At 30.1% G+C, this 12,408-nt stretch carries 11 protein-coding genes; 6 read left to right on the top strand and 5 right to left on the bottom strand.

Going from position 1 to position 12,408, the window contains the following annotated elements:
* Positions 1-309: 309 nt before the first annotated feature.
* From WG950_RS09505 to WG950_RS09495, 3 genes are read left to right on the top strand one after another with little or no spacing between them, the layout of a single operon-like run.
* Positions 310-1,086: an MbnP family protein gene (locus WG950_RS09505; protein WP_340931929.1), complete on the top strand. Its 777-nt coding sequence runs from the start codon at positions 310-312 to the stop codon at positions 1,084-1,086.
* Between the two features lie 52 nt (positions 1,087-1,138).
* The gene (locus tag WG950_RS09500) at positions 1,139-2,191 is read left to right on the top strand and encodes a cytochrome-c peroxidase (protein ID WP_340931927.1); all 1,053 of its coding nucleotides are present in this window, start codon (positions 1,139-1,141) and stop codon (positions 2,189-2,191) included.
* Positions 2,166-3,185, top strand: coding sequence for a hypothetical protein (locus WG950_RS09495; RefSeq protein WP_340931925.1), 1,020 nt, complete (start codon positions 2,166-2,168; stop codon positions 3,183-3,185). The genes WG950_RS09500 and WG950_RS09495 overlap by 26 nt, the downstream gene beginning before the upstream one ends.
* Before the next feature lie 56 nt (positions 3,186-3,241).
* Here the strand turns inward: WG950_RS09495 and WG950_RS09490 are convergent, their stop codons facing one another.
* The 4 genes from WG950_RS09490 to brnQ form a co-directional block, all read right to left on the bottom strand.
* Positions 3,242-3,598, bottom strand: a complete 357-nt coding sequence (locus WG950_RS09490) for a cupredoxin domain-containing protein (RefSeq protein WP_079737734.1) — start codon at positions 3,596-3,598, stop codon at positions 3,242-3,244.
* Positions 3,599-3,639: 41 nt separating this feature from the next.
* On the bottom strand, positions 3,640-4,173 hold the full coding sequence (locus WG950_RS09485) for a carboxymuconolactone decarboxylase family protein (protein ID WP_340931922.1): 534 nt from the start codon (positions 4,171-4,173) through the stop codon (positions 3,640-3,642).
* A gap of 360 nt (positions 4,174-4,533) precedes the next feature.
* Positions 4,534-5,373: a helix-turn-helix domain-containing protein gene (locus tag WG950_RS09480; RefSeq protein WP_079737736.1), complete on the bottom strand. Its 840-nt coding sequence runs from the start codon at positions 5,371-5,373 to the stop codon at positions 4,534-4,536.
* An 81-nt stretch (positions 5,374-5,454) separates the two neighbouring features.
* A complete protein-coding gene (gene brnQ / locus WG950_RS09475; RefSeq protein WP_340931920.1) occupies positions 5,455-6,726 on the bottom strand; it encodes a branched-chain amino acid transport system II carrier protein in 1,272 nt (423 codons plus the stop codon).
* Between the two features lie 44 nt (positions 6,727-6,770).
* Here brnQ and WG950_RS09470 point away from each other — a divergent pair, with 44 nt between their 5' ends.
* From WG950_RS09470 to WG950_RS09460, 3 genes are all read left to right on the top strand, one after another.
* Complete coding sequence (locus WG950_RS09470; protein ID WP_340931919.1) at positions 6,771-7,553, top strand: alpha/beta hydrolase; 783 nt, start codon at positions 6,771-6,773, stop codon at positions 7,551-7,553.
* A 30-nt stretch (positions 7,554-7,583) separates the two neighbouring features.
* Positions 7,584-8,702 carry an AraC family transcriptional regulator gene (locus tag WG950_RS09465; protein ID WP_340931918.1) on the top strand — a complete coding sequence of 373 codons (1,119 nt, stop codon included), beginning with the start codon at positions 7,584-7,586 and terminating at the stop codon, positions 8,700-8,702.
* Between the two features lie 140 nt (positions 8,703-8,842).
* On the top strand, positions 8,843-11,221 hold the full coding sequence (locus WG950_RS09460) for a TonB-dependent receptor domain-containing protein (RefSeq protein WP_340931916.1): 2,379 nt from the start codon (positions 8,843-8,845) through the stop codon (positions 11,219-11,221).
* A gap of 53 nt (positions 11,222-11,274) precedes the next feature.
* Here the strand turns inward: WG950_RS09460 and thiL are convergent, their stop codons facing one another.
* A complete protein-coding gene (gene thiL, locus WG950_RS09455; RefSeq protein ID WP_340931914.1) occupies positions 11,275-12,324 on the bottom strand; it encodes a thiamine-phosphate kinase in 1,050 nt (349 codons plus the stop codon).
* Positions 12,325-12,408: the final 84 nt, after the last annotated feature.

The following is a 12,408-nucleotide window of genomic DNA, read 5'->3' as shown; positions in this document are numbered from 1 at the left end:
AATATAGATTATATAATAGAAAAATATTGTGTTAATAAAGATGCTCCAGAATTACAATGTAATGGTAAATGTCATTTAGCAAAAAAGATAGCACCACAAGTTAATTTAGAGAAAGATAATGTTGCTGGCTTACAAATTGTATCAGAGGCATTTTTTCCTGTTTATCATCAAGAAACAGAAAATTTTACAGCCAAATATTTAGATTTATATCAAAACAAACTTCCTGTGTTTTCTAAGTAAAATATTCACATAAATTATTTTAAAAATATCTTCCTTAAAATTCTAAGGAAGAAGAAACATCTATTATAAATGAAAATTTCAAAATATATTGCTGCATTCTTATTTGTAGCAACTTTAGCTGCATGCTCGTCTTCAGAAGAAGTTTTAACCGGCCAAGGAAACGTAACATTAGAGTTTGATAATGCATACAACAGTTCTGATTTACTTTTAGAAACCACTCCTTATTCTGCAAATGATACCGAAAAAATTAAGATTAACAAGGTTAAATATATTGTTAGCAACATTCGCTTAGAAACTGCAACCGGAACCATTTTTACCTATCCAAAAAACGAGTCTTATTTTATTGTTGATGAAAACACAAATTCATCTCAATTTATAACATTAAAAAATGTACCAGAAGATGATTATACAAAAGTTACTTTTGGTATTGGTGTCGATCAAGAAAAGTATTTAGAAGGTGCAACAGGGCAAGGAGATTTCTTAGCAAAAGCACAAGAAGCTGGCATGATGTGGAGCTGGCAAGCAGGCTATAAATTTATGGTTTTCGAAGGAACTTACACATCAGAAAACACAACTACAGAAACTGCATTTGCTTTTCATATGGGAAGCCATGGAACTGCGGTAGATAACTACAAGGAAGTTTCTTTAGATTTAACAAACTCTGCAAGAGTAAGAACAGACTTAACACCAGTAATACATGTTGTTTCTGATGTTTCTAACATTTTAGACGGTACCACAAAATTTTTGCTAGATGATGCTGCACAAATACACGTAGACGGTGTTAAATCGCCACAAATAGCAACAAATGTAAGTACTATGTTTGTTATAGATCATGTTTATAATTAAATCAATAAAACCGTTGTTAAGTAAAAATCTTAACAACGGTTTTCTATCAATTATGAAAAAATTTATACTATTATATTTAGGTTTTATTACACTTTTTTCTTGTGCAAAAAACGAAGAAGAATATGTGCTAATTCCTAAAAAAGTTGAATTAAAAATTCCAAGTAATTTTCCGGGATTATTGTACGATTTAAGTCAAAACCTACTAACCGAAGAAGGTATCGCTCTTGGTAAAAAATTGTTTTATGAAGGACGATTGGCTTCCGACGGAGTAATTTCTTGCGGATTTTGTCACGAACAAGCTTCTGCTTTTACACATCATGGCCACACAGTTAGTCATGGCGTGGATGGTAAAGTTGGTTTTAGAAATGCACAACCCATTCAAAATTTAGCTTTTTTTAGCGAGTTTACTTGGGATGGCGCCGCAATTCATTTAGATCTACAACCAATTATACCAATTACTAGTGATGTAGAAATGAATGAAAACATACCATCTGTGCTTTCTAAATTGAACTCCTATCAAGAATATGAGGTTCTTTTTACAAATGCTTTTGGTGATAGGGAAGCTACATCAGAACGTATGTTAAAAGCTTTATCGCAATTTATGGTAACCATGATTTCTGGAGATTCTAAATACGATAAAGTGATTAGAAACGAAGAAAACGCCACATTTACAGAACTAGAAATTAACGGTTTAGAAATTTTTAATAACAAATGTGCAGCTTGCCATTCTGGAGCTCTTTTTACAGACCAAAGTTATAGAAATAACGGATTACCAACTAACCCTAAATTCCCAGAGGAAGAAGGAAGAAAAAGAGTTTCTGGTCTAAAAGACGATTTTTACAAATTTAGAGTACCAAGCTTAAGAAATGTAGCAAAATCTTTTCCGTACATGCACGATGGACGATTTGGAAATTTAGAAGCCGTATTAGATTTTTATTCTGATGGAATGACACAAAATGGTGGCGTTGTAGATACTTTGCTAGTAAAATCTAATGGCAATTTAGGTATCGATCTATCATCCCAAGAAAAAACAGCTTTACTTGCTTTTTTAAACACATTAACAGATAACACCTTTTTAAATGATAAACGTTTTGCAGAATTTTAAGATAAAAAAAACAATAATACTGTTAACATTTGTATTAATTACGATTGCTAGTTTTGCTAATACAGGCAAAGAAATATGCAGCAAACACAACAACCATTCTTTCGAGTATTATTTCTGTGATTTATGCGGTTGCTCTACAAGTAGCGGTAGTTTTGGTTTGGGTACTTTAAACAATGCGAGCTTTGTAGGCGTAAGATATATTTATCAAAAATTTCAATCGAAAGATGGTATTTTTGATAATTCTCCAACAAGTACAGAGAACTTTCATACGTATCAATTATGGGGAAAGTTGCCAATAAATGAAAATTTATATGTGAGTGCAATTTTACCATATCAAGATTTAAATAGAGAATATACAGATAGAAACGAAAGTATAAACGGCTTTGGAGACGCAACAATAATGAGTTGGTACAAGTTTAAATTTTATAAAAAAGTAGATGAAGAAAAATCTAAATTATACACAAATATTACCCGAGAACCTTCTGGACATTCTTTAGAAATTGGTTTAGGTGCCAAATTGCCAACAGGTAAATTTGAACAAGTTTTAGCCGATAGAGTAAATCCTGGTTTTCAATTAGGAACTGGTAGTTTAGACGGTATTTTGGGGCTTGCACACAGTTATGGTGCAAATAAATTTGGTGTAAATACTAGTTTAACTTACTATTTTAAAAACAAGAACAAAAACGAATACAAGTTCGGAAACCAGTTTAGTTACGCTTCTAACTTTTTTTATGCTATTTCTAAAGAAAAATATATGTTATTGCCTTTTGTAGGCTTTTCTGGTAATATTTATAATAAAATAAAACAGTATAAAGAAGAAGTACCAAATACAGATGGTAACGTTTTTAACGGAACTTTGGGTGCAGAAATAACTACTAAAGATTTTATTTTTGGTGCCAATTATACGCTACCAATTTCGCATAATTTATTTGGTGGTAACGTTACCCCAAAACAAGCAGTTTCTATCTATTTAAACTTCAATTTAAATAACTAAAAAACAAAAAAAGGCGAACATTTCTGTTCGCCTTTTTAACTAATTGAATTAAAAAACTACTCTACTATTAATGTGTATTGTGGCGTTGGGTTTAAAGGACAGAAATAAACGTATTCTCCTTTTTTAAGTGTCACTTTTTTAGAAGTTTCTTTGCTGTTATCTTTTACTTGTGCTGTTACATAAGCGTTTTTAATGTGTGCTTTAACATCTGCTTTTGGCGCTAAAACAAAACCTACATTGTGCCCTACGTTGTTGTTAGCTATTTCAAAAATATAAGTACCTTCAGATAACGTAATTTGTTTTTGTGTAAACTCTCCTTTTGTTTGTTCTAAAGAAACTGTTTTTACTTCTTGTGCATTTGTGTTAAATGCAAAACCTATTACTAATACTAAAATTGCGATTACTTTTTTCATGATTGTTGTTTATTAAAGTTATTAAATTATTGTTTTACTATTTATAAAGCTTCTGCTAACGGAAAATCTACAGCTACATCTGTTGTTTTATGAAAATAATTTGTAATTGTAATTTCGCCAATTAAGATTATTGCATCTGCTAAATTTCCTTTTGTATACCCTTGTGCATATAAGTTTTCTACTGTTTCTGGTGTTGCAGCACCTCTGTTTTCTGCTGTACTTTTAGCAAAGTTTGCCAATGCATTTAATTTTGCATCAAAAGAGGCTTTACCTGCTCTTAATTCTAAAATTTGTGCTTCTGTAAAACCATTCATTTTACCGATGGCTGTGTGGGCAGACAAACAATAAACACATTCGTTTACTTGACTTACGGCTAAGTTTATTACTTCTTTTTCTTTAGCAGAAAAGCTTGTTTTACCATTTCCTATTGCTAAAAAATTACCCAAAGCAGTTTCGCTATGTGCAAATGCTGCGTATAAGTTTGGTACAAAACCTAAACCTTTTTCTAATTGATTAAATATTGCTTGGTTGTTTTCTGATACTTCGTTTTTTGTTGGAACATTATATGTACTCATAATTTCTATTTTTAGATGATTTGTAATTTTTTTAAATAATTTATTTGCATTCGCAAAGTTGCTGGTTTTGATTTTGCTCGTCGTAAGTTTGGTAACCCCAACAGTTTGGACATTGTGTGTTTTCTATTGATTTCATATGTTTAATTTTTAGTTCTTATTGATTGACACTGCAAAGGTATCACCAACATTAAGCTCTAAAATTGGACAAAAGTTCTTACTGTTTGGACTTTGAAATAAAGCCAATAAAAATGCATGCGTGAAGGATTGAGAAATTTGTTTGAGCTCTTTTAAAGTTTGATAAAACTTTAAAAAGCGAGTTTCGAAAGCCTGACCTGAAAGGGCACGCCAAAAAAAATAATTTTAGTAGTCTTTTTTAAACTGAAGTGGCGATTTTGAAATTGCCTTTGTAAAGAATCGGGTAAAATATGCTGGATCATTAAAACCTAATTCGAATGCGATTTCTTTTACGGTTTTATCGGTGTAAATTAACAAGCGTTTTGCCTCTAGCAAAATTCTGTTTTTTATAAATTCTGATGGAGAAGTTGTACCTGCTTTTTGAAAATGCTTTGTGATTGATTTTGGCGAAAGACCTAGTCTTTTTGCATAATCTGTTACAGAATGAAGTGTTTTGTAATTTTGCTCTACCAACAAACTAAAGTCTTTAAAAAGGCGTGTTTCGACATCTTCTTTAACAACATGGTTTTCTTTTTTTACACGAACAGCAGAAATAATAAATTGCTTTAAATAGGCTTGTAACATATCGTACTGCGCTGTTTCGTTTTGCTGAAACTCTTCGAGTAAGCTTGTTAATATAAAGTCTAATTTATCGGTGTCTTTTTTACATGGTTTTACAAACGGAGTTTCGTAAATATTGTTAAATAAAATTCCGTTACAGGCAACCTCTGCATCGTGGGTTTGTATGCAGTAAAAATCTTTTACAAAAGTAAGTTTGTAGGCAGTTTTTATTTGTTCTGAATCTACTGTAAAAACTTGTCCTGGAGATAAGAAAAAAAGTACATTATCATCAAATTGATATTGTTTAAAATCGATATTATACGTTCCGCTACCTTCTTGAATCCAATAAATTGCATAAGCATTTTGTTGTACCGAATGATCGATTGTACAAGCTTTGTCGAACCGAACTGTGCTTACAGAAAATATATCTTTAAAAGTATGCTTTACAATATCTTGAACTGCCATAATGTGTTGGTCGTAGAAGTTTTAACAAACTTTCTATTTTGTGTTGTAAAATGTAACGTTTATACTTTACTTTAAAAACGCTTAAGCTTTGCCAAATTTCTTAACATTAAATATTACAAAAACCAAAATAGCAGGCAAAACCCAACCCAAACTGTGTTCTGCTAAAGGAATGATACTTTTAATACCTGTTAAGTTTTCTCGAGGAATTATAAAGCCTAAAAAATCTGGAATACTAAATATAAATGTTACCAAGATAACCGCTCTAAAAACTATTTTAGACGTATATTTTTCTGGCACAACATTTAATAAAATTAACATAATAGTTATAGGATATAAAAACATTAACGCTGGCACAGCAACATCTATAATAAAACCTACATTGTAGCTACCAACTATAATTCCAATTACAGAACATATTGCGGCTGTTGCTACATATGCTGCTTTAGAATTATTACAAATTCCTTTTATATAATCTGCAGTACCCGTTACTATACCAACCGCCGTAGTAAAACATGCCAAAGCTACCAAAACACTTAAAAAAGTGGTACCAAAGCTACCTAAAGTTTGTGTACTTAAACCCGATAAAACATCTATTCTAGAGGCATTTTCTGCAAAAGAACTTGCAAATAATGCACCGCTTAAAATTAAACCTCCGTAAATTAATAACAATCCAATACCTGCTATTAACCCTGCTTTTCTTATCAACCTTTTTCTTTCACCAAAACTGTTATGATTACTATAATCTAAAGAGATAATAATAACTGCACCAACAACTACACCTGCAATAGCATCAAAAGTTTGATATCCTTCTAAAACGCCATCAATAAAAGGGTTTTTAAATGAAGTAACTTCTAAAGTTCCTGAAGACACAAAAAAAGAAATACCAATAATTACAAATAAAATTATAACAATTATTGGTGTTAAAAATTTACCTATTAAACCAATTATTCTAGATCTATTTACAGAAAATAAAAACACTAAAACAAAGTAAATAATACTTGTTAGTATTGCTGGCGAATCGAAAAATGGCTGAATTGCCATTTCATGCGTTACGGCAGCTGTTCTTGGCGATGGTATTGCAATGGCAATAATGTATATTAAAAAACAAAAAAGTGTACTAAAAACTGGCGATACTTTTTTACCAAAATCATACAAGGTCCCTTGTAATTTTGCATGTGCAAAAATTGCCAAAATAGGAATTATAATAGCTGTAGCTATAAAACCCAAAACAACAATCCACCAATCTTCACCAGCATTTACACCTAAATTTGGTGGTAAAATTAAGTTTCCGGCTCCGAAAAAAAGCGAAAAAAGTGCAAACCCTGCAATCCAAATTTCTTTTGTTTTGTTCATGGTAATTATTGTCTTAGCGAGCGAAATATACATATTTTTGCGAGATGCAAGATTCTATTCAATTTAAAAAAGCAAACATTTCTTTTTCTGATACCGGTAAAGGAACTGCAATTGTTTTATTACACGGCTTTTTAGAAAATGCTAAAATGTGGAAAACCATTACTGATGAGTTATCTAAAAAAAACAGAATTATTACTATTGATTTACCAGGTCATGGTAATTCTGATTGCTTAGGTTATGTGCATTCTATGGATTTGTTTGCAGAAACAATTCATGCTGTTTTAAAACATTTAAGAATTAGAAAATACTTTATTATTGGTCATTCTTTAGGTGGTTATGTTGCTTTGGCAATGGCAAAAGAGAAAACAATAAATGTAAAGGGTATTTGTTTGATGAACTCTACAACTGCTGATGATTCTGAAGAACGAAAAAAATTAAGAATTAGAGCCAATAAAATGGTGCAACAAAATTTTGAAAACATGATAAAAATGTCTGTTTCTAATTTATTTCATCAAGAAAATACATTAAAATTTAAAGAGGAAATTAACCAAGTTAAAACCGAAGCGTTACAAACTTCTTTGCAAGGATATATTGCTGCAAACGAAGGAATGAAAAACAGACCAAATTCTTTAGAATTCTTAAAAGAAAGTACTTTTAAAAAGTTGATGATTATTGGTAAAAATGATCGGATTTTAAATGCTGATACATTAATTGAAGAGGCTAAAAAAACGAATTCAGAATATGTGGTTTTACCTTCTGGACATATGAGTCATATAGAAAACACAACCGAATTAATTGCCGCTTTAAAAGACTTTGTAAGAATCTAATAACCTAATTTTTTGATTATATTTGAAATTATGAATTATGATTCCATAATTAGTTTTTTAGCGGTTATAATAGTTATTTTATTTTTACTTTTTTCTGTTTTTTTACTTTCTGTAAAATCAGAAAAAAAATTAAGCAACCAACTTTTAGCAGCTTTTTTAATTGTTACAGCAATAGATATTAGTGCGTTTTTTTATCATCAATTTATAGAAATACCTTACACATTAGAAATATTAAGAAACAAAATTTCATTATTTAAAAATCCGCTTTTATTCTTATACATTTTATCGGTAATTTACTCAAACTTTAGGTTAAAGTGCAAACATTTAATCCATTTACTACCTTGGCTTCTTACTATTTTAGTGCTTTTACCTAACTTTTTTTTAGCAAATGAAATAGAAAAAGCTGCCTTTATAAATAATTATTCTAATAATACAGAAGTACAATTTCTTAGTTATTTTGGCGATGTATTATCAATTGCATATCTATCCGCAGAGATCTATTATATTTTACGTTATAGAAAACTGTTGCTAGAAAATTACACTGATAAGAATGCTTTTAAAAACTTCAATTGGTTAAAACAATTATCTATTTTACTATTTATAGGGCAAGTTTTAACGTTTATTAAAAGTTATATTCGAGTAAATTCTAATGACAATTCTATAGACATCATAAGAACTATTGTTTTACTTTTCGGCGTCTTTTTTATCTGTTGGTTATTTTTAAAAGCGGTTAATTCTCCTAGATTATTTAAAGGAATAAATGTAGATTTAAAAACATCTAAAGAAATTAAAAACACAAGAGAAGAAGTTTCTATCAATCCTAAAATTGCTCTTTTAAAAGATTTTATGTTGACAGAAAAACCTTATTTAAATCCGTCTTTAACAATTAGAGATTTGGCTGAATTGATAAAAATGAATTCGAGAGAATTGTCGGTTTTAATCAATCAACATTTAAATCAGCATTTTTTCGATTTTGTAAACGAATATAGAATTGAGGAAGCGAAAGAGATTTTAAAAAATCCGAAGGAAAAAGAACTTACAGTCCTAGAAATTTTATATCAAGTTGGTTTTAATTCAAAATCTTCTTTTAATACTGCTTTTAAAAAACATACAAGTTTAACGCCTACACAATTTAGAAAAAATACTTAAAATCAAACACTTAACGTAAAGTCGAACGTTTTTAAAATAAAGTCGAACCAATTTCTTATCTAGAAATTAGTTCGACTTTGTGTTTTCGGTCGCACAAAATTGTTTTCAATCGCACATTTGTATCATCAAAAATAAATACCATGAAAACAAAAACGTTACAAATTTTAATTGCATTATTTTTTACAGGAATCTTAACTGCACAAACTATTACAGGTAAAGTAGCAGACAATTTAGATGTTATTCCGTTTGCTAACGTAATTTTAAAAGATAATCAGCAAAAAATAATAACTGGTGCAACCACAAAAAACGATGGAACTTTCGAGTTAAAAACAAACCAAGGAAATTATATTTTAGAAATTAGCATTCTAGGATATAAAACGTTTTCAAAAACAATAAATATTAAAGGCAATCTTAACTTAGGAACAATAATATTAAGAGAAAACGCACAAGCACTAAATGAAATTGTGGTAAAAACAGAAAAAAGGATTTTAGAAAGAAAAATAGATAGGCTTGTTTTTAATGTTGAAAAAAGTATTGCTGCAACTGGTGGAAATGGTGTTGATGTTTTAAGGATAACTCCCGGTGTACAATTACAAAACAACACCTTATCTATTTTAGGTAAAGGTGCTACTCAGATACTAATTAACGGAAGGTTGTCTCCCTTGGCAGGCGATGAATTGGTGGCCTTTTTAAGCGGATTATCTGCTAGTGATATTGTAAAAATTGAAGTAATTACAAATCCGCCAGCAAAATACGATGCCTCTGGTAATGGTGGTTTAATCAATATTATTTTAAAAAAGGGCACTCAAAATTCTTGGAAAAATGCAACAACCATTTCCTACATTCAAAACAAATATAATTTTACAACAGTTACTAATAATTTTTTCTACAACAAAAACAAGGTTTCATTATCAGCAAGTATCAATGCAAACAAAGGTTATTTTGAAAATTTAGAAGGGATAGTTATAGAATACCCAACCAATCTTTGGGATATTGATATTGCTGGAAAACAACAAACAGACCAACTTTCTGGACGCTTTTTATTGGATTATGCCTTGTCTGAGAAGACAACTTTAGGCGTACAATATTTAAGAAATACAACGGAACCAAATATAGATGCTGTAACTAGTTCTAATATTTTTGATACCGATAATAATTTAGAAAAAAGTTTAAAAAACGTAGCGCAAAATGAGGTGGATAACAATAATCATTCTGTTAATTTTCATTTGATTTCAAAACTAGACACTTTAGGCAAGCAACTTTCTTTTGATGCAGATTATTTTACATTTACTTCGGATAGAAATCTAGATTTTACCACAGAACAGTTTGATGTTAGCGATAATTCTAATGGCATAAGTTCATCTGCCTTAAATATTTCTAATCAAAAAATAGAAAACTTTAGTTCTCAATTAGATATAGATTTACCACTTAAAAAAGTAAATCTTTCTTACGGATTTAAAGCAAGTTTTACCAATACAAATAGTGGTATTTTATTTTTCGACACACTTTCTGGGTCGCCGGTTTTAGACTCTAACCAATCTACCAGTTTTAAATATAAAGAAAATGTTTTAGCTGCTTATTTTTCTGGAAACACAAAACTAAATGATAAACTTACTCTACAATTTGGGCTGCGTTTTGAAGACACAAAAACAACTGGAATAAGTGATGATTTAAATCAAGAAAACAAAAACAATTACAGTAAGTTTTTTCCAACCTTATTTTTATCGTATGCTAAAAACGACAATAATAATTTCAATTTTTCTTACGGAAAAAGAATCAACAGACCCAATTTTAGAGATTTAAATCCTTTTCGTTTTTACATTAATGACAATAGTTACAGTGTTGGTAATCCGTTTTTACAACCTTCTTTTTCAGATAATTTTGAAATTTCTCACCTATACAAAAACAAATGGAATACAGGTTTTTCTGTAAATATTACTACAGATGGTTTTGGCGTGTTTTTTAACTCAGACATTTCCAATCAAGATCAAATTGTAACTAGAGAAAATTATTTTAAAAAGTACACGTATCAGTTACAAGAAAGTTTTTCTTTTAGCCCTATTTCTTGGTGGAAAACCCAAAATGATGTTAGATTTTTGGCACACATTACAGAATTAACCAAAAATATAGATGCTGATGTAAATGATGGAATTCAATTTTACGCTGCGTCTAACCATACTTTTTCATTGAGTAAAAACACAAAATTACAAGCCAATGCTTGGTATAGTTCTTTTCATAATGATGGTTTGTTTAGTCTTGGGCAGCAGTTTCATTTATCACTTGGGTTGCAACACAGCTTTAAAAACAACATCAAATTATCAATGTTATTTAGCGATGTTTTAAACACAGGTAGTTTAAGAGATTACAATTCTACTGTAAATAATATCGATCAAAGTTACCGTCAAAATGCGAGTTCTAGAAATTTTAGAATCTCTCTTTCGTATAACTTCGGAAACAAGAAAATAAACGTAAAAAACAGAATTTTTAGTAATAATGATGAGCAAAGAAGAAGTAATTAAAACAAAAAAGGCGCAAATTTTAAATTTGCGCCTTTTTTGTTTATAAAATATTTTTATTCTCCTTTTAAAGGATTCCAGCCTTGGGCTTTTAATTCAATTTCTTGATTTGCTCTTGTTACAAGATTTAAACCTTGATTTTCTGCAATGATATGACCAACAATAGAAAAATTAGGATTTCCTTTTATCTTATCAAAATCTGCAATTGGTACTGTAAAAAGCAGCTCATAATCTTCACCTCCACTTAAAGCAACCATTGTAGAATCTAGTTCAAATTCTTCGCAAGCAGAAATAACTTGTGGATCTAAAGGTAACTTGTCTTCATAAATCTTACAACCAACTTTAGACTGTGAACAAATGTGCATAATTTCAGATGAAAGTCCATCAGAAATATCGATCATAGCAGTAGGTTTTACTTCTAATTCTTTTAAAATACCAGCAACATCTTTACGTGCTTCTGGTTTTAATTGTCTTTCAATTAAATAGGTATAATTATCTAAATCTGGTTGATTATTTGGATCTACTTTAAAAACCTGTTTTTCTCTTTCTAAAACTTGCAAGCCTAAATATGCAGCACCTAAATCGCCAGAAACTACTATTAAATCGGTTTCTTTTGCGCCATTTCTATACACAACTTCTTCTTTTGTTGCTTTACCAATTGCTGTTACAGAAATTAAAATTCCTTTGGTAGAAGATGTAGTGTCGCCACCAATTAAATCTACTTTATAAGTATCACATGCAAGCTGAATACCTGCATACAACTCTTCTATTGCCTCTAAAGGAAAACGGTTAGAAACTGCGATAGAAACTGTTACTTGCTCTGCAACACCATTCATTGCATACACATCAGATAAATTAACCATAATTGCCTTATAACCTAGGTGTTTAAGAGGCATATAACTTAAATCGAAATGCACACCTTCTATCAACAAATCTGTAGTAACTAAAGTTTGTTTTTCTGATGCATCTAAAACAGCAGCATCGTCTCCGATTGCTTTTACTGTTGTGGCATTTTCTACTTTAAAATATTTTGTAATATGGTTTATTAAACCAAACTCACCAAGTTCGGCTAATGATGTTTTTTGGGTATTTTTATCTTCTAACATGCTGCAAAGATACTTACATTCTTAAAAATTACAGAGTTCCTTTAACAGAGAAGTAAAAATAAAAGCACTATTTTTGATTTTATA

Source organism: Polaribacter marinaquae (assembly GCF_038019025.1).
Taxonomy (GTDB): Bacteria; Bacteroidota; Bacteroidia; order Flavobacteriales; family Flavobacteriaceae; genus Polaribacter; species Polaribacter marinaquae.
The sequence above is the reverse complement of the archived record's forward strand: the minus strand, read 5'-3'. Positions and strand labels throughout refer to the sequence as shown.

Coding starts and splice junctions, on each gene's coding strand:
- WG950_RS09505 (WP_340931929.1), top strand. CDS start 310: ATGAAAATTTCAAAATATATTGCTGCATTCTTATTTGTAGCAACTTTA.
- WG950_RS09500 (WP_340931927.1), top strand. CDS start 1,139: ATGAAAAAATTTATACTATTATATTTAGGTTTTATTACACTTTTTTCT.
- WG950_RS09495 (WP_340931925.1), top strand. CDS start 2,166: ATGATAAACGTTTTGCAGAATTTTAAGATAAAAAAAACAATAATACTG.
- WG950_RS09490 (WP_079737734.1), bottom strand. CDS start 3,598: ATGAAAAAAGTAATCGCAATTTTAGTATTAGTAATAGGTTTTGCATTT.
- WG950_RS09485 (WP_340931922.1), bottom strand. CDS start 4,173: ATGAGTACATATAATGTTCCAACAAAAAACGAAGTATCAGAAAACAAC.
- WG950_RS09480 (WP_079737736.1), bottom strand. CDS start 5,373: ATGGCAGTTCAAGATATTGTAAAGCATACTTTTAAAGATATATTTTCT.
- brnQ (WP_340931920.1), bottom strand. CDS start 6,726: ATGAACAAAACAAAAGAAATTTGGATTGCAGGGTTTGCACTTTTTTCG.
- WG950_RS09470 (WP_340931919.1), top strand. CDS start 6,771: ATGCAAGATTCTATTCAATTTAAAAAAGCAAACATTTCTTTTTCTGAT.
- WG950_RS09465 (WP_340931918.1), top strand. CDS start 7,584: ATGAATTATGATTCCATAATTAGTTTTTTAGCGGTTATAATAGTTATT.
- WG950_RS09460 (WP_340931916.1), top strand. CDS start 8,843: ATGAAAACAAAAACGTTACAAATTTTAATTGCATTATTTTTTACAGGA.
- thiL (WP_340931914.1), bottom strand. CDS start 12,324: ATGTTAGAAGATAAAAATACCCAAAAAACATCATTAGCCGAACTTGGT.